General features: G+C 62.9%; 16 protein-coding genes and 2 pseudogenes. 14 read left to right on the top strand and 4 right to left on the bottom strand.

Going from position 1 to position 16,821, the window contains the following annotated elements; genetic code table 11:
* Positions 1-331: pseudogene (locus FHU29_RS23515) on the bottom strand (helix-turn-helix domain-containing protein); the annotation flags it as partial.
* Positions 332-753: 422 nt separating this feature from the next.
* On the opposite strand from FHU29_RS23515, the gene FHU29_RS22490 reads away from it, so the two are divergent.
* On the top strand, positions 754-1,464 hold the full coding sequence (locus FHU29_RS22490) for a hypothetical protein (protein ID WP_183377671.1): 711 nt from the start codon (positions 754-756) through the stop codon (positions 1,462-1,464).
* Between the two features lie 229 nt (positions 1,465-1,693).
* Here the strand turns inward: FHU29_RS22490 and FHU29_RS22485 are convergent, their stop codons facing one another.
* A complete protein-coding gene (locus tag FHU29_RS22485) occupies positions 1,694-3,424 on the bottom strand; it encodes a GmrSD restriction endonuclease domain-containing protein (protein WP_064442210.1) in 1,731 nt (576 codons plus the stop codon).
* A gap of 251 nt (positions 3,425-3,675) precedes the next feature.
* Between FHU29_RS22485 and FHU29_RS23510 the strand changes: the two are divergent.
* The 12 genes and pseudogenes from FHU29_RS23510 to FHU29_RS22420 all read left to right on the top strand — a co-directional run.
* Positions 3,676-4,329: pseudogene (locus FHU29_RS23510) on the top strand (Mu transposase domain-containing protein); the annotation flags it as partial.
* Positions 4,330-4,339: 10 nt separating this feature from the next.
* Entirely contained in the window at positions 4,340-4,534 is a 195-nt protein-coding gene (locus FHU29_RS23560) for a hypothetical protein (protein ID WP_269747872.1), read from the top strand.
* Positions 4,535-4,779: 245 nt separating this feature from the next.
* Positions 4,780-4,986, top strand: a complete 207-nt coding sequence (locus FHU29_RS22465; protein WP_157095365.1) for an antitoxin VbhA family protein — start codon at positions 4,780-4,782, stop codon at positions 4,984-4,986.
* The gene (locus tag FHU29_RS22460) at positions 4,983-5,753 is read left to right on the top strand and encodes a Fic/DOC family protein (RefSeq protein ID WP_183377670.1); all 771 of its coding nucleotides are present in this window, start codon (positions 4,983-4,985) and stop codon (positions 5,751-5,753) included. Before FHU29_RS22465 ends, FHU29_RS22460 begins: the two co-directional genes overlap by 4 nt.
* A 1,453-nt stretch (positions 5,754-7,206) precedes the next feature.
* A complete protein-coding gene (locus tag FHU29_RS22455) occupies positions 7,207-7,422 on the top strand; it encodes a hypothetical protein (RefSeq protein ID WP_064442216.1) in 216 nt (71 codons plus the stop codon).
* A 68-nt stretch (positions 7,423-7,490) separates the two neighbouring features.
* A complete protein-coding gene (locus FHU29_RS22450; RefSeq protein WP_064442217.1) occupies positions 7,491-7,718 on the top strand; it encodes a hypothetical protein in 228 nt (75 codons plus the stop codon).
* 67 nt (positions 7,719-7,785) lie between these two features.
* Positions 7,786-8,112 carry a hypothetical protein gene (locus FHU29_RS22445; RefSeq protein ID WP_064442218.1) on the top strand — a complete coding sequence of 109 codons (327 nt, stop codon included), beginning with the start codon at positions 7,786-7,788 and terminating at the stop codon, positions 8,110-8,112.
* Between the two features lie 743 nt (positions 8,113-8,855).
* Complete coding sequence (locus FHU29_RS22440; RefSeq protein WP_064442219.1) at positions 8,856-9,281, top strand: hypothetical protein; 426 nt, start codon at positions 8,856-8,858, stop codon at positions 9,279-9,281.
* 20 nt (positions 9,282-9,301) lie between these two features.
* The gene (locus FHU29_RS22435; protein WP_064442220.1) at positions 9,302-9,676 is read left to right on the top strand and encodes a DUF3846 domain-containing protein; all 375 of its coding nucleotides are present in this window, start codon (positions 9,302-9,304) and stop codon (positions 9,674-9,676) included.
* Positions 9,673-9,942: a hypothetical protein gene (locus tag FHU29_RS22430; protein ID WP_064442221.1), complete on the top strand. Its 270-nt coding sequence runs from the start codon at positions 9,673-9,675 to the stop codon at positions 9,940-9,942. The genes FHU29_RS22435 and FHU29_RS22430 overlap by 4 nt, the downstream gene beginning before the upstream one ends.
* 320 nt (positions 9,943-10,262) lie before the next feature.
* Positions 10,263-10,490: a hypothetical protein gene (locus FHU29_RS22425; RefSeq protein ID WP_064442222.1), complete on the top strand. Its 228-nt coding sequence runs from the start codon at positions 10,263-10,265 to the stop codon at positions 10,488-10,490.
* Positions 10,487-10,726 carry a hypothetical protein gene (locus FHU29_RS22420; RefSeq protein WP_232323073.1) on the top strand — a complete coding sequence of 80 codons (240 nt, stop codon included), beginning with the start codon at positions 10,487-10,489 and terminating at the stop codon, positions 10,724-10,726. Before FHU29_RS22425 ends, FHU29_RS22420 begins: the two co-directional genes overlap by 4 nt.
* A gap of 410 nt (positions 10,727-11,136) precedes the next feature.
* On the opposite strand, the gene FHU29_RS22415 is transcribed toward FHU29_RS22420, so the two are convergent.
* Together FHU29_RS22415 and FHU29_RS22410 are read right to left on the bottom strand one after the other, a co-directional pair.
* Positions 11,137-11,634, bottom strand: coding sequence for a hypothetical protein (locus tag FHU29_RS22415; RefSeq protein ID WP_064442223.1), 498 nt, complete (start codon positions 11,632-11,634; stop codon positions 11,137-11,139).
* A gap of 206 nt (positions 11,635-11,840) precedes the next feature.
* Positions 11,841-12,266 (bottom strand): hypothetical protein, encoded by a 426-nt coding sequence (locus tag FHU29_RS22410; RefSeq protein ID WP_183377669.1) that lies wholly within the window; start codon positions 12,264-12,266, stop codon positions 11,841-11,843.
* A gap of 315 nt (positions 12,267-12,581) precedes the next feature.
* Between FHU29_RS22410 and mobF the strand changes: the two genes are divergently transcribed.
* Complete coding sequence (gene mobF, locus FHU29_RS22405; protein ID WP_083962526.1) at positions 12,582-16,805, top strand: MobF family relaxase; 4,224 nt, start codon at positions 12,582-12,584, stop codon at positions 16,803-16,805.
* Positions 16,806-16,821: the final 16 nt, after the last annotated feature.

The raw sequence follows: 16,821 nt of genomic DNA, 5'->3' as shown, positions 1-16,821 counted from the left end.
ATGAAGTTCGGGTGACCACACGTCCGCCTCGGCATCGGCGATGCGGCGGAAGTTGCGGAGGGTATCGAAGTCCTGGTGTGGTTCGGATAGGAAGAACACGCCGAGGGCACGTTTGTATACCTCCGCGGCTTCCGTAAGTGGGCGATCGTCGGGATCACGTCGCCGGAAACCCATCTGAGGACGCGATCATCGGGAAGGCCCAGTCGACGAGCAGCGGTGAGTGGGCTCAGGCCGCATGATTCGCGCGCCAGCGAAGCACTGAGACTTCGACGGGTGCGGGAATGGAGGACACATCGCCATGATGCCTGACACAGGCCGAAGAGTGCTGCATTCAAGCGCAGGTCTTTCACCCCCACACTCAGCTACGCTGTGGTGCGTGGTTCATCAGTTCGGGCCCAAAACTCTGGCTGTCGCCATCAATGACTGTTTTGCGCATCGTGCTGGTCGAAACCACGCTGCGTCGTGAGGTCATCTTGCTGGGATGATGCTGCTGGGGGTCTCAGTTGTTTCGTGCATGGCGCCAGTCGCGGCATTTTCGCGGATAACCCCGCAGAGGCGGAACAGCGTTCGATGCTGCCGTGACCGTCAGGCTCGGTCATGTCTGCCCGAGCGGAACCAGACGGCAATGGCGAGCCAGAATACACCGCCGAACCAGGGGGCCAAGTTGAAATTGCAGAGTTGCAAGGGGTAGATCGCGGGCCCGGTCTTGCTGGTGGCGTTCTACAATTCCGCCTGTGGAGACAGCACCGCACGATGACTGACGAAAAGGCCGGCGAGGCCGAGACCAAACGCGACTCCAATAGCTTGCCTGCGCGTCCATATGATGACGACCATGGCGCAGTGCTCGCACTGCTCGACAAGGTATTCGCTGCGGCAGATGGTCTCATTGCTTCTCGGATAGACCGGCTGAAGGCCAGGCATCCCGATGCCACAGCGGATCAGCTAGTCAGGAAACTTGAAACCACATTCCGGTCCTCGGTGGCCGCCAGCGGCGCCGCCGTCGGTGGTGCTGCTGCGGTGCCCGGTGTGGGAACTGCAGCGGCGATCGCCATGACAGCTGGTGACACCTCGTGGTTCATGACCGCTGCAGCCGCGCACGTGCTGTCGGTGCTGCGTGTGCACGGCGTCCACATCACCGACCTCGAGCACCAGAAAGCTATCGTGCTGACTGTGCTGGCAGGCGGTAGTGGCTCCACATTTGTCAGCAAGGCCGCGGGCAGGACCGGGGCTCACCTGGGCAAGCTGTTAACCAACTCTGTACCGCTGACCACCATCCGGTCCATTAACCGGGTTCTCGGGTATAACTTCGTCACCCGCTACGGCACCCGCCAAGGTGTTGTAGTACTCGGCCGGGCGGCCCCGTTTGGCATCGGTATGGCCATTGGCACCGGAGGCAACCTTATCTTCGCTCAGGGCGTGGTTAAGGCCACCCGCAGAGCCGCCGAATTAGCGACAAACATGTAACGGCCCTTCGGCCACGGCCGCATGTGCAGTGAAACCGAGGGCGATCCTAGCGGCCGTGTTACTAGGAGGAAGCACCTTTCGTCGAGTCTCTTCTGCCGCCGACATCTACGCCGTGAGACAGAGAAGGAATACGAAGGCTTAATCCTTCTGTCCCGACCTTGCGAGCTCCTCGCACCCATCAAATTCGATGCCGGAGCAATCCCATCACCCGAGCATGTGCCCAGGCGGGTCACCCAAGTAGAGACCGGATCCGGCCTTCAAGGATGGTCGCGCGTTCGGTGAAAAATGCCTCGAAACCACTGGGATTGCTAGGGAGTGACTGCGGAAGTGCGTTGAGGGAGGCCACGGTTGCGCGTGCTGCTTCATCCGGTTGTCCGTTCATCCAGGACGCGGGATCGGTCGCGGCTTTGCTGGTATTGGCGCCCATTTCGAGCAGCATTAGGTTTGGAAGCTGGTCTCTGTGCATGACGATTGACTCGATGGTGTCGGGATCTAACCCTGCTTTTTTCAGCTTGGGCCGAGTCAGTTGCGACTTCGGGAAAATATGATCGACGTGGTGGATGTTACGTGTGTTGACGTGCGGAAAGAGAATCGCCAAGATAGCGAATGTTTCGGGTCGTCCGTACGTGGACGTCAATATCGAGTCGATCTCAGGGTCTGTTAGACGCAGGCTCTTGCCCCGTGCTGCCATGGCTTCCTCAAGCGATTCCGCTGGAAAAGCGGTCGGCGTGGCACGCTGGATCACGACCCGCAAGTCCCGCAGGAGTGTGTCTAGTCCGGACCCCCAGATGCCGGACTTGATCAGGCTTCGCAAGACCCAAGACTTGACTAGTCGCCGATCGTTCTCGTATTTGACAGCAGTGCGGTACGAGTCGTCGAGACCGCGATGGTGCAGGTAGTAAGCGATCGGGATAAGGACACTATGTGCGGTTAGTGTCGCCGACGAGAGTCCAAAGTCGCCCAGGAGACCGGCCGCAGTGGTTAGAGATGAGCTAATCTCGTCCCATTGCTTTTCAAGCTTGGCCATATTAGTAGAGTTGAAGTTGCCGACCTTGAATCCAACATCACTTATATCGGTCAGTACGAGACCGGCTTTCAGCACGGTGTCCCTGGAGAAGGAAAAGCCTTCCCCGGCAGCGTTGACCGAGCGCACTAAGTCGTTGATTTCCTCACGGGCGTCCCGTTCGGCCCATTGGGCGGTTGCAATGGACATCAGCAGGTCACTCTTGGAGAGAGTGGTGCCTCCGGAATTGACGCGGATGAAAATATCCAGGACTCGGTCTATGTCCTGGGACTCCTCGTCGTAGAAGTAAAGCAGACGATCGGAGTTAACTCGTTCGAACAGCTCCAGCGCCCAGGTAGCCGAATCTGCCATGTCCAATTCACGAGCTGTGGCGTAGACCTCGCCCATTCTGCGGTCGTAGACCTCAGCAACCGGAAACCAAAGATATTCTTGATTCCCGGCGAAATTAGCGAGCTGTGCCTCCGAGAGGAACCGGAAGTCGAACTCGCGGCCCTCGTCGTTCTCAGGAGCCTTGTTGCGCAGATTCAGATACAGGCGCGTGGCGGGGTAGGCATTGGGATTGGTGCGCCACGCTCCCGGCCGCTTTTCCGCGTAGGAGCCACGCAGGCCGATGTTCAAGGCGGTCAGCCGCTGCTGCCCATCCAGAACTGCCCTTACAGGGGTGTTTGTCGGAAGATCGAGGACGCTGCAATGTGGGTTGTCACGTTCGTGATACTTGAGCATGAATTCGTAGAACTTAAAACTGCGAGCTGTGCTGGGTTCGATGGTCCACGACAGGAACGCTCCGATGGGGTAGCCACGCATGATGCTGTCGAACAGATTCTCAATCTGCCGTTTGCTCCACACGAAATCACGCTGGATTGCAGGAAGCACCAGTTTCCTATCCTGAATCTTGCGCAACTGACTGACGATAGTGGCTGGTTCGGAATACCCCATGGCTATGTCCTTCTATGTTCGATGGCTCCAGCTAACAAGCCCCAGCACCGCACATGGCACGTTACCGGCGTTGCGCGAACGCGTCCCCCGCGCACCGTGCCTATCGGTGACGGCCCGTGGAACCTCGAATGTGTCACCGTAGGTGATTGCCTGCAAGTGGATGCGCGGGTCGGACTCCCGTTTCAGCTCGACCACCACGGTCTTGCCTGAGCTGTCCAGTCCGAAGACATCGAGACGTTCCTTCGCTAGGTCTCCGAACTGGCATGTGGCAGCTGCTCGCCGAATCGTTCGCAACGGTTCCGCGGACACTGTTGTGGGACAACGAAGCCGGAATCGGACAACGAGGACGGCTCGCCGACGGTGTCGCCGGGTTCTGTGGCACTCCGGGCTACCCGGATGGTGCAGGCACCGCCCTACGATCCCGAAACCAAGGGGATCGTCGAACGCCCCAATGGCTATCTGCGGACCTCGTTTCTGCCAGGCCGACAGTTCACCTCCCCAGCCGACTTCAACCTCCAGCTCACGCAGTGGCTCACGGTGGCCAACACACGCACTCACCGGGTGACCCGGCGGCGGCCGGCCGCTGCCATGGCCGAGGACCGGGCGGCGATGACTACATCCAGGTCGGCGGGGCCGCCTATTCGGTGCATCTGGAAGTGATCGGACGGATGATCACACTGACCGCGGACCCGCAGCAGGTGCGTGTGTCCTGCGATCATCGTCTCGTCGCCGATCATCGGCGCAGTTGGGTGCCAGGCGCAGTGGTGACCGATCCTGAGAATGTCGCCGTCGCACGGCAGCAACGAGCCCTCCACGCCCAAGCCCCTCGCAATGAGCCGACACGGAGTGCGGTCGAGGTGCAGGTCGCGGATCTGGCCACCTACGACGCAGTGTTCGGAACCGGAAGGTGGCGTGATGAGCACCCGTCACACCACCTCGGAGGCGCACAAGGTGATCGCCCACCACGCCCGGGCACTCAATGCCCCGCGGATCGCCGCCGAATCCGCCGATGTGATCACGTTGAAGGGCACGAGTTATCGCATCAAGCACACCGCGATCGAGTCGTTGCCTTCCGCTGCTGCCGCCGGTAAGGCAGACTCGGAAACCTGAACGTGCTCATTTTTCGGCCGGACGAACTGCTCACTTTTCGACCGGACCCGACATCGCCACAACTGGCAGTCGGTCAGGGCAACTACTGGCTCTCCAGGACGTCAACGCCATCGAATAGGACTGCGATCAACCATGTTGAAGTCGGTGAGCTGATAACCGCGCGCAGGCGTCACACGAGCGGACGTGCCACCGATGTAGAGGAGCTGCGAAAACGGTAGAATTCACATGGTGAGGAGGCCAGAAGGATGACAACAGCGCATTCAAGCAGCGCACATGAACGCTCCCAGCGTGCGCATCGCTATGCGGCCGCGCGGCACTCCACCGAACTTGAGGGCGGTTACATCGCCGCCGACAAGCAGCAGCCGTTCGATGACTACGTTGAAGGCCGAATCGACGAAAATGAACTCGTTCGCCGCGTCCGGCAAACATGCGGACTTCCCGCCGAGAAGTGAACGACCCCTACATCGACCCCCACACAGGGATCCTCCGAAACCTCGTTCACGCGAAAACGGCAGAGCAACTCACCGAGCTGGAAAGCGCGATCATCACCGCTCGAGCGATCCAGCTCGATGCCCACCCCATCCGCGGCACATTCAGCCTCGCCCACCTGCAAGACATCCATCACCATCTCTTCCAGGACGTTTATGACTGGGCAGGACAACTGCGAACAGTCACGATCTACAAACTCAACGATCCTGGCAGCGGCTTCATGCCAGCCTCCCGCCTGCAGGTAGGCGCTGACTATGTGTTCGCCCAGATAAAGGAACGAAACTATCTGCGCGGCCTCGATCCGCAGCGATTCATCCACCGCCTCGCGGAGACGTTTGACCAGATCAACCACTTGCACCCATTCCGGGAAGGAAACGGCCGAACCCAGCGGATCTTCACCTCCCAGCTAGCTCATCAGGCGGGATACCGGATTGACTGGGAACAACTCACGCCCCACCGGAACGTCGAAGCCTCACGAGATGGAGAGACCGCGCTACGCGGTGTGTTCGACGACATCGTCTCCCCTCTTAACCCGGGGCAAAAAAGAGCGGAAAATCCTGCATCCAGCGCTCTCAATGTAGGCCGCACTTCGCGGCAAGCCGACATCATCGCGGCCGCATACCCCAAACCGATAAGCGAAATGCTCAAAAAACAGCCACGGCAACCACAAGCACCGAAACCGCTCCCGCCTGAACCTGGACGTGACCGATGCCCCGGACTCGAGCGCTAGAGGACAGCTGCGGATGCGATCCGATCGGAAACCCTGGAAGGAAAAGGGGAACGGGCCGACGGTACAGGGGGTGTCCGCCGACCCGTTCACGAGTCTGTGCACAGTATTGACTCGGACAAAGCGTACACATCGCATAGGTGTTGCTCCAAAACCGCAACTTATCCGGAGGCGAGACAAACGCGGCCCGTCCCGTGACAAGCGTCAGAAGCAAAAGGCCGCACAGAGTCGCTGTCCGATAACACCCGGTGGACAAAGATGAGCCAGCCTTCTCACTCCTGACGCGTCGGCCTAAAACATCAACTAGGCCGAAACGAAGAGCCCTGACTGCGGCACCTTGACTAAGAACACTTCAGATGGCGTGCTTAGTCGCTGCGCCCTGCGGGCCGGTAAAGCGGCTGTTTCCGTGGCCTTGTTCCGTCGCTTTATGGCGGCGTGGTCAGTCCTCGGTCAGCACTACCGTGAGACCATTGCTGGCTGAGTACGTCCACGTGCCGTGATGGTGTTCCATGAGTCTGAGAGTTGCCCATCGATAGGCCGAGTGTTGTCGATTCTGGTTCGGACACTCAGCGGCATGCCGATGGCATCAAGCACACAATCCAGGGATCGCACGTCTGCGCTGCTGCCTTCTTGACTCGGGAGAGGGGCGACGTACAGCTGGATAACCCTCATAACGAGTGTCTGGTTCTCGTCGCCCAGCTCACCCCTGTTTCCGCAGGCTTTGTGAGCCGATGCCAGCAGCATCCCGTGGTGGTCGCCTCTGGTCTTTCAGGGGCCCGTGAACCGCTGCCCAGACGCTGAATCCTCCCCCTCGCCGCACGCCGTTAGACCAACAAGCACGGCTACCGCCACGATCCGACTGACACTGGTCCACGACGTGCACCTGTGCATGGCCGCCCGCCTCCTCGTGCGAGATCGCCATGATAAGAGCGCAGCCCCGCTGCGGCGGTCGCAGACACCCGATACCGCGGCACACACTGCAGTTACGTTGCGCGATGGCGGCAGCAGTAAGGGGCGTCATGTTGTTTATCCGCTCAGCACGAACCCCATTTTCCAAGCGTGACCGGCTCCCCGTTTAAGGGCGGCTGCTGCTCACGGAACTGCGCATCCCGTTGCGTACGTTCCGCTGCGACGACTAGCAATTCCAGGCGCGTGCGCGGGCGGGTGGTGCCGGGTTGCTTAACCCCTGCTGACCTCTGATCGTGCACCAGGCGGCGCCTGCCGCAACCCCCGCAGCACGCTGCCGGGCCTCCGCCGAAAACTTTTCCCGCCCTACGGGTCCGCGCTGCGCGCGCCAGGAAAACTTTCCTCCCCCGCCCCGGTCCCGGAGGCTGCAGCAGCCTTTGCCCGCCCGGCGCCTAGATCAGGCACAGCAGGGGCACACAAGCCCCCCGGCAGGAACCGCGCAGCTCCCGCCGGACTCTTCGACAACACCACAGCGGATAGGCGAACCATCATGGCCACATTTGCAGCGATCATCCTCAACGTCCACGACAACGACGCAGTCGAGATGTTCAAGTTCGACGCCGACACCAGCGCGTTCACCAAGAACCAGATCGACCTGATCGCCACCATCATCGCCGAGCGTGAGCACGGCCCCCAGTGGCGGGTGCGAATGATCATCCCCATCCTCGGCGCCACCCTCGAAGTCCTCTCCGACCACCTCGGCTAACCCCACTTCCCACAGAACAACGCCGGGACTGGACAGCACCCCCAGTCCCGGCGGAAAGGAGCACGCCCGTGTTTCACCAGCTCATCTCCGCCGACCTCGGAACCACCTGCGTGGTCTGCGGCGCGTACTGGCGCACCGACCCCGAACACAGCCACTGCCCCGGCTCCACGGAGCTCGTGCACGGCTACGACACCAGCAGCCACAGCCTCGACCAGTGCAGCACCTACGACACGAACGGCGACTGCGAGCACCTCGCGATCCACACCGGATGCGACTGCGACCACTGCAACGGATGACCCCCGACCGGCCCCGCCACAAGCGGGGCCGCACATCCTCACAACCTCCGAGAAAGGCAGCATGCGAATGGATCACACCCGCACCTACGTACTCTTCACCGACAGCCGCGGCGCGGAAGTCTGGTACACACCCAAACAATGGCAGCCCGCGTTCGACCGGGCCACCGCGTTCATCGGCAAAATGATGCTGTCCGGCGACACGATCACCGCGCGCGGTGACGACGAATCCGGCCAGTACACCGTCGATTACGGCGGCGGCGAACACTACTCAGCACACTGGCAAACACACGACGATATCCGTGTCTGCGCGCACGGCCACCCGCACATCACGACCCAGCAGCGGTGCCAGCACTGCACGATCGAAGCCCTGCTCGACGACCACCCCGCCGATTAGTGGATAAGGGGGCGCCAGTACTGTCCCCTATTCGCGTGCTTACCAATGCCTGCGGGAGCGGCGAGGGCGGTCGAGCAAAACCCACCCGCACACCCGGCACGTCCATGTCCGGCAACACGGTTCCTCCTCGGTCTGCCACCCCACCAGAACCGTTCCCGGACCCAGCCGGTGACCGCGCGGGCAACAGCGCGGAGACCACTCAACCAGCCGGGCCACACACCAATCCTATCCCGCATAGAACACGTGTTCGATATAATTGGGTGTGTGGGGCAGGAATGACGAGGGAAGCGCTGGTCCTGCCCCACAATCAGTCTGCGCATTCACCGTGCGGAACATGAGTCGCGGCTGAAGACGTCACAAGCGAATGAGTTACCCACCGCACAGCGGAGGCCGCAGCCAGCGGGGACTCAAAGGTATCTACCGCTTGGTGGATCACCACGCTGTCGCGTGGTGGCCTGTTCGGGCCCGGCCTGGCGGCCGGGACAGTGAAAAGACCCTTGTTGTTTTGCTGCCCTCCTGGCATCCAATTGTGGCCGCGCGCAGGCTCCGCGCAACCCCCGCACTGCGTGCCGGGACTCCCCCGAGAAACTTTCCCGCCCTGCGGGTCCGCGCTGCGCGCCGGGAAACTTTCTCTCCCCCGCCCCGGTCCCGGGGGTGGCACTGCACCCGCTTCCCCGCGGCCGTCATCGGATCCCCGCCAGGAAGGCAGAAAGAACGAGGCCGAACCGAGAGAGGCACACCAGATGACACGCAAAGATACCGAAATCGTCGTGGTGATCGAGCGCGAAAGGATCCGCGTCGTGGACGTTGATCTGCGCGACGACAGCGGCCTTACCGGCGGGGGAATCACCAGCGAACAGCAGCGCATCAACACCATCGCCCGCGCTATCTCAGGTCACACCTGGTGGGCAATCCACCACGCGACCGGGCCACGCGGCACCGTCGACGCGATCGCCGAAATCGGCACCCAAACCGACCGCAACCACGCCGCCGAACACTTCTTCACCCGCCACCGCATGCCGATGCCCGCACCCGGATTGCACGGACCAGTGGCACTGATCCGCGACGGACTCACCCGCGATCAAGCCGAACGCATCGCCAACCAGGTACGCGCCGACACCACCCACCCGACGCACACCCGCCCCGCCCTGCGCGACACGGCGCACTGACACCTCAAAGGGAGACACACATGCACGCCCTGCTTATCACTACCGACGGCACCGCCGAAGTCATCAACCTCACCGAGAAAGGCAGCAAGCTCGCCACCCTCCAGCACTACTGCGCGAGTGGCGGAAACGTTGACGTCGTCCGGCTCACCAGCCAGCTCGACATGTGGGTGGACGACGAAGGCATGTACACATCCGACATCAACACCACCGCGACACGCGTCGCGCAGCGTTTCGGTCGCTGCCACCAGCCCTACTTCGGGCCCGTCATGCTCACCGGATTCACCGACAACGGCGACACCACCGGGCTCAGCATCGACCAGGTCCGTCACCTCCTCGACCTCGCCAGCACCCCCAGCCGCAACACGTCACACCCCGGAAAGGGAACCAGCGAATGATCGCCACGCTCATCACCACAGACGGTATCTACCAGCAGCTCTCCGACGGCACGAGTGACACTCTCCACACCCATTTAGGCGCACAGTTCGACGCGCTCACCCTCACCGATACGACCGACATGTGGATCAGCGACGACCCGCACCACGCCCACACCTTCAACCCGGAAGCCTCGCGGATCGCGAGCGAAGCGGGATTTGCGATCGAGGTGTACGGATCAGCGGTAGTGATCACCGCACCACATCCCGCATACGTACTCATGCACTGACAGACGGTCCCGTACCAGGCCGCACACCCAGTACGGGACCACCCCTCACGGCACAAAGCAACCGCGACGGCACCACCCATGCCAGCCACACTCGGGGACATTCACGCCCACCACTTCACGTTCCAACCGGCGCCGCCCCGAGCACACCGAAGCGGAAATCGCGTGCACATTCCACGGCACTCCAGCCCGTAACGACGCGACGACGGATCAGAGGCACATTCCCCCTGCCAGCTCCGCCTTGTTGCTCAAGAACACCCGCTCACACCCCCAGCACCCGGCCGGAGCAGATCCACCCCGGCTACGAGAAGGAGAACAAAGGAATGCATGCCACGGTCTACCGGATCACCGAAAAGCCACACATAGGAAGACAACGATTCAGCACCGCTGACGGCACCCTCTACGGATGGTGGATCGTCAGCGCCATCGCACAGATCGAGGGGACAGACCACATCACGATGCTCGGCGATGAGCACGACACATGGCACGCAGCGATGCAGGAAGCCCACGCACTCATCACCGCATACGGCACCGACCGAGCAGGCACATGATGCACGCAAATCTCTTCCCCGACTGTGTCCTTCCCGCATGTACCACACCCGTCGCAGAGCCCGGTCAAGCCTGCCCAGAATGTGTCACCGCGTTCGGCCCGATGCTGCGGACCGGCGGGGCACCGCTCACCGAAGAGGAAATCAGGGAACGCGACGACATGACGAACGCGATCTACCAGCACCGCGCAATGATGCGCGGCTACCGCACCACGCCAGCACCCGAACAACAGACATAAACCCGCGACCAGGACCACCAGCAGGGACGCCGTAGCGCCCTTACTTCGCTCGCCGCCAAACCTAGCCGGAAAGGAAGCCACGGACAGCGGGACCCGGCGGCGAGCGGAGAACACCCCCCCACTGACGGGGTGCGAACGCGGCATCAGCACGGCCCCGTGACCCGGATTCGTCCCGCAGGAGTGAGACCGGGCGCCATCGAGGCACCCGGTCTCAGCGCGCCACCCGAGTGAAGGGAGCGGTCATAGTGCGGCATCCGATTCCGAATCAACGCAGGGAGTCCCGCTCGCCGTTGGCAATAAGGCGTCCAGCATCGGGGTGCCGGAAGCGTGAAGACAAAAGTCTCTGAAAGTCGAGGCCACGCCTTCCCTGGCTGGCGGTGAGAGTGGATTGTGGAGAAGTGCCGACAGAATCAGAACAACGTTGGATGCTCATTCACGCCATGCAGCGCATCGCGGAAGCGGTGCGCGTCCCACCCATCCCGCAGTGCGTTGCGTACCGCGCGGGACCGTTCCGCCCGGTCCCGTCCGGTGCCAGGAAGCCACCTGTTCCAGCGGCCCCGCACCCGGCCCTTCTCCGCCATGTCACGCGAGTTCTCCCGGGGCGTTCCCGCCACGACATGCGAGTTGGCGCGCACGCACAATGCGACATCACAGAGGTGCAAGCTCACCCAGTCCGGTGGTAGCGGAGCACCATCATTGGCCAGTACGAGCGCGTAGCGGTGCGGACGCACCGCACGCTGACGGCCCTCTCTTTTCACCCAGAAGCGGCCGTATCCGTCGTCGCTGATCGCGCCGACCCATACCCAGCAGTCATCCTCACCGGGACCGCGCACCACGGACGACCAGAACCGCGACACCTCAGCGGCGTCACGGACCGGATCAATCGCTAACGGGTGCGGAGCGCTCATAGTGTTGTGCCTTTCCGATCCCTGACACGGACCATCGCGGTGACAACGAGAGGGATCACCAGGTACACGGGCAGCCACACTTTCACATCACCCAACGCGCCCGAAAATGTTCCCGCCCTAGGCCGGAGGCTGGGCTAACTAACCAGCCAGTGGTGGCGCACCGCTACCGCCGCCGGAACGAGGACTTCGCTTCACATGGTCAGCTGTCACGACGCGGCAGCGCCGACCAGTTCTGGATCCGGGGCAGCCTTATCGTGTGCGGCAGAAGCCGCGGGCGCGGAAGCTGTTTCTTTCTCGTGTCGTTTGTGGCCGAGTACTGCACGAGTCTCCTTGGCGGACATGCCGGTCCACTCGGCAATGGTGCCGATGTTCTCACCGTTGTTCTTAATCCCGGCGAGCGCGTCCCGCTTCGCCGCCGCCAGGGCACGCTTCTTTTCTTCAGCATCCGCCCGGAGTCGTACGATCTTGCGTTCAGTCTCCTCGTCAATCACTGACTCACGCTCGACCGCCTCGAAGAATGTATCGAGGTACTTTGCATTCTCTTCGTCACGCCGCCGCCGTTGCGCGAGCGCTTCCTGTGTCCGTTTGCGCGCCTGTGCACGCGCCGATATCTGAGAGCTAGTTGATGCCATGCGCAGCATCATACGAACTGCCCCTGACACCCGCGCATCCGGCGTGGCGCAACGGAATTGACAGCACAACCTAACGCCACCAACCACACCCTCGAAGCGACTCGCGGTGTGGGAGACAGGCTATCAGCCTGCCTCCCACACTCAGGCGCGCAACCACCGAACACGCCGATCCATGCAAATACCCCACTCCGATCCCCTAGTGAACGCCCGCCAGCAATCCGCTTCCCTGTTGTCTGTGCCTTGCATCACATTCGCTCTACACACCTCTTGCAGAAGCTCTGACTTTTGGGAAGCGTCGTTATGATCTTGCGCGTGATGACTGTGCATGTCCTCCACGCGGGCGATGGATATTCGTATCTGTCACGCTCCGTGGCGTCTCAGGACGTGCAGCGCGAAGCGGGGCAGTCACTGGCCAGCTACTACCACACCAACGGCACCCCACCGGGCCGGTGGATGGGTGCGGGCGTGGCAGGGCTCGCCACCTACGGCGGCGAGGTGCGGCCAGAACGTGTCGTCGCAGGTAACGTCACCGAAGCTCAGATGAAAGCGCTTTTCGGTGAAGGATTACACCCGAACGCCGACGCGATCAGCCGCAGCATCTACGACGCAGCTTCGACACGACGCGCGATTCAGCGTGCACCCAAGGAGACGATCCGCCAGACCCGGCTGGGAAGAAAGTTCCCCCAGTTCAAGAACGAGTCACGGATGCGTGATGCGCTAGTGCAGGCAGACCGGGCGTTCGCGGAGGAACACGGACGCATCCCCACCGCTGAGGAACGGCACGCACAGCACATGGCCGCGGCCGGCCCACTGTTTGAGGCGGAGCACAGACGGCGCCCGCAGACCGGCCGGGAGCTGTCCTCGTGGGTCGCGACCGAATCAGCCCGGCAGGTCCGTCATCCCGTTGCCGGGTTCGACCTGACATTCACCCCCGCGAAGAGTGTGTCCGTGCTGTGGGCACTCGGCGACGACACGACACGTCAGGCCGTCGAAGAGGCACACCGCAGCGCGGTAGCGGAGACGATCGAATGGCTGGAAGAGAACGCGGCATTCACGCGCACCGGTGACAACGGTGAGCGTCAGATCAACACGAACGGCCTGATCGTCGCTGCCTACGATCACTACGACACCCGCGCGGGAGATCCCAACCTCCACACGCACTGTGCGGTCAGCAACAAGATCCAGGGCATCGACGGTAAGTGGCGGTCCATCGACGGCACCGCTGTGTTCAAGCACGGGGTCGCGGCGTCACAGCGGTACAACGCCACCGTTGTTGACAACCTGCGCCGCAGCCTCGGCGTGGATACCGTCGAGCGAGTCACCGCCCGCGGTAAGCAGCCCGTGCTCGAGATCGCGGGCGTTGATGAGAGACTCTGCCGCAGCTGGTCACAACGCTCCGACATGATCCGCCAGCGACGCGACCAGCTCGTGGCGGACTTCCGCGCCAAGCACGGCTACTCCCCCAGCTCGGAAACGGAGTTCCGGCTGCTGCAGCAAGCCAACCTTGATACCCGCGAAGGCAAGAACGAGGCGAAGTCACTCGCCCAGCACCGCACCGAGTGGCGCGCGCAGGCCGCGAAGATCCTTGGCAGCGAGACCCGCATCGACGCGATGCTCAGCACTGCGCTGCACCCGGAACGCCAGCGCAATGCGCGCGCATTCCTGGGTGTGGAAGCTGAAGCGAAAGCGGTTATCGCGGACGTGTCCGAGAAGCGTGCCACCTGGGCGCGGCCACACATCGTGGGGGCGGTCGAAGCTCGCCTCGCCGCGGTCGAGTTCCCGACTGCTGAGCAGCGCCGCACCGCGATTGACGCTGTCACTGACAGAGCGCTGCACCGCGAATCCGTCGCTCTGGAGCCACCCGAAACCGAGCCCGTACCCGAGGCATTGCGGCGAAACGATGGTGTCTCTCAGCTGACTCGCCACGGCGAACAGCTGCACACCTCCAGTGCCGTGCTCGACGCTGAAGCACGCCTGCTGGAGGCATGCGCCGAACCGACCACCGTGTTCACCACGCGCGCGCAACTCGCCAGGACCATCACGGCTATGCAGCGTCAGCCCAACGAGGGTCAGCGGGCACTCGCGGAGCACTTCTGCCTCTCCGGTGCCCGTGTCGCCGTCGCGACCGGCGCGGCCGGGGCGGGGAAAACTACCGCGATGAAAGCCGTCGCGGACGCGTGGCAGGCGTCCGGCCGCACGATCATCGCGCTCGCACCGTCAGCCGCGGCGGCCGAGAAACTCGGTGAAGAAATCGGTGCTGAGGCTAAAACAGTCGCGTCTTTGACCTATCCGTGGCGAGGCCGCATTCCCGGCACCGAGGCGGGAACGCTGGTCCGCGACATCACGCCGGGGACGATGATTCTTGTGGACGAGGCAGCGATGACATCGCTGCACGACCTTGACGCGCTGCGCGCCATCGCCACCGAGACCGGCGCAGTCCTGCGGATGCTCGGAGATCCCGCTCAGCTCGACGCCGTCGAAACCAGTGGCACACTCCGGCTGCTCGCCGACCACACGAACGCTCCCGAGCTCACCACCGTGGTGCGCTTTGGTCACGACGAAGGACAAGCCCGCAACTCACTGCTGCTCCGCAAAGGCGACCCGGCTGCGATCGACATGTTTGACCAGCGCGGCTGGCTGCGCAGCGGCGACCGCGACACCCTGATCGATAACGTCGTACATGCCCACCTGGCAGACACCCAGCAGGGCCGGTCCTCCATCGTCATGACCGACACCGTCGCCATGACCACACAACTCAACGAACTGATCCAGGACCACCACCGCGAGACAGGACGCGCCGACACCACCGCAACGGTGACGCTCAGTGACGAACTCGAAGCCGGGCGCGGCGACAGGGTCGTCACTCGCGACAACAACAAAGACCTTCGCACCAAAGGCGGCACCCGGCCCGGCGCCCGCGTCATGAACGGTGACCTGTGGACGGTCGAGCGCACCCACAGTGACGGCTCGCTGTCAGTGCGGCACGTCGATCACCATGGGGCGGTCACACTGCCCGCCGCGTACGTGAAGCAGTCTGTGGAACTTGGTTACGCCAGTACCGTGCACCGCGCGCAGGGCCTCACCGTTGACACCGGGCACTACCTCGCCACACCAGGTTCCGCGCCACGCCAATCTGCCTACGTCGGCCTGACACGCGGCCGCACAGAGAACATCGTTTACGTCGTCACGGACCAGCTACTCGATTCCGGGATCGAGGGTCAGCACGTCCACCGCGCACCGGATGCTGAGCGGAACCACGAACGTCTCCACGCGTGGGGATACACCGACGACGACGCCCTCAGTCCGGCGGTCGTGGGTATGCGGCGCATCCTCGCGGCCGACGCATCCGAGCTGTCAGCCACGGAGCAACTGCGCAACGCTCTCGCTGAAGCTGACAGTCCCGATGCGGCGCGACAGCGTTACGAGACCGCGCGGGTCATGCTGTGTGACGCCTATCTTGACCATCTCATCGACCGATCCCTGCCCTCCACGATCGTCGTGACTATGTGGGAGGAAGACCCCGCTGGATACCTCCAGCTCCGTAACCGGCTCGCAGCGATCCACGACGCGCGCCAGCAGCCCGAACGGGTGCTCAGCGAGGCCGTGAGCCGACGCGAACTCGTCACGGCCGAGAATGCGGCCGCCGTCCTCTCCCACCGCATCGACAGCCTCACCGGCGGCGCCCCAGAGCCCGAAGGTCTCGCCCCGCTGCCGCCGAGGCACCCTGGCGCGGACATCGAACTCGCCGAATACGCCGCAGTCATGTCCGACCGGTATGACACCCTGCACGCCGACACGGTCGTCACCGACGATGACCGTGCCGTGCGTGACAGCCTGCTCAAGCACCGCGAGCGTCTCTACACTGACGCGGAACTTCGCGCGTTCCTCGCACAGCCCACCGTCACCGACCCCGCACTGCTGCCAAGCAGCAACGCCAGCGGATCTGAGCAGGCTGCCCGCGTGGCGGCGCAGCGTTACGACGCGCTCGTACGCCTCGACCAGCAATGGGCCGCGTGGGAACAAGCCGCCAAGCAGGCCCTGCCTGCAGCGCAGCACCGCGACGCACTGCGCCGACGACTCTCCCAGGCACAACAACAGCGATCCAGAATGGGCAGGCTCGCAAGAGGCAGGGCAGACCTCGACACACGGATCGAACAACTCCGTGCCGAAGTCGCGACAGTGAAGCAAGCCGCGCTGCAACTCGAAACCGAAGCAGAACGGATACGCCCCCAGCAACCACGCCCCCACCACGAGGACCTCGCCCGCGCCCAGCACCATCGCGACTACACCGCGCAAAAAGCCACCGCATCTGCGCCAGCGCTACAGCAGCGCCAAGACCAATGGACGAAACAACAAGAACAACGCAAAGAAACACTGCGCCGCGAACAGCAACGCCGCGACACCCTCACACCGAAAACGCGAGACCGCGAGCAACAAATCAGAGACGAGCTGCGCCGCTCACAGCAAACACAGCAGACCACCGCGCAGCAGGCAGGTATCAGCCGCGAACACGTCCGCCGGCCACGGCAAGAACGCTAAAGGAATACAGCCTCAA

Source organism: Hoyosella altamirensis (genome assembly GCF_014191505.1).
Lineage (GTDB): Bacteria > Actinomycetota > Actinomycetes > Mycobacteriales > Mycobacteriaceae > Hoyosella > Hoyosella altamirensis.
Note: the sequence above shows the minus strand (reverse complement) of the source record. Positions and strands in the feature narration are given on the sequence as shown.

Bases quoted from the DNA above. Each gene is read 5' to 3' on its own strand.
- FHU29_RS22490 (WP_183377671.1), top strand. From the start codon at position 754: ATGACTGACGAAAAGGCCGGCGAGGCCGAGACCAAACGCGACTCCAAT.
- FHU29_RS22485 (WP_064442210.1), bottom strand. From the start codon at position 3,424: ATGGGGTATTCCGAACCAGCCACTATCGTCAGTCAGTTGCGCAAGATT.
- FHU29_RS23560 (WP_269747872.1), top strand. From the start codon at position 4,340: ATGAGCACCCGTCACACCACCTCGGAGGCGCACAAGGTGATCGCCCAC.
- FHU29_RS22465 (WP_157095365.1), top strand. From the start codon at position 4,780: ATGACAACAGCGCATTCAAGCAGCGCACATGAACGCTCCCAGCGTGCG.
- FHU29_RS22455 (WP_064442216.1), top strand. From the start codon at position 7,207: ATGGCCACATTTGCAGCGATCATCCTCAACGTCCACGACAACGACGCA.
- FHU29_RS22445 (WP_064442218.1), top strand. From the start codon at position 7,786: ATGGATCACACCCGCACCTACGTACTCTTCACCGACAGCCGCGGCGCG.
- FHU29_RS22440 (WP_064442219.1), top strand. From the start codon at position 8,856: ATGACACGCAAAGATACCGAAATCGTCGTGGTGATCGAGCGCGAAAGG.
- FHU29_RS22435 (WP_064442220.1), top strand. From the start codon at position 9,302: ATGCACGCCCTGCTTATCACTACCGACGGCACCGCCGAAGTCATCAAC.
- FHU29_RS22430 (WP_064442221.1), top strand. From the start codon at position 9,673: ATGATCGCCACGCTCATCACCACAGACGGTATCTACCAGCAGCTCTCC.
- FHU29_RS22425 (WP_064442222.1), top strand. From the start codon at position 10,263: ATGCATGCCACGGTCTACCGGATCACCGAAAAGCCACACATAGGAAGA.
- FHU29_RS22420 (WP_232323073.1), top strand. From the start codon at position 10,487: ATGATGCACGCAAATCTCTTCCCCGACTGTGTCCTTCCCGCATGTACC.
- FHU29_RS22415 (WP_064442223.1), bottom strand. From the start codon at position 11,634: ATGAGCGCTCCGCACCCGTTAGCGATTGATCCGGTCCGTGACGCCGCT.
- FHU29_RS22410 (WP_183377669.1), bottom strand. From the start codon at position 12,266: ATGGCATCAACTAGCTCTCAGATATCGGCGCGTGCACAGGCGCGCAAA.
- mobF (WP_083962526.1), top strand. From the start codon at position 12,582: ATGACTGTGCATGTCCTCCACGCGGGCGATGGATATTCGTATCTGTCA.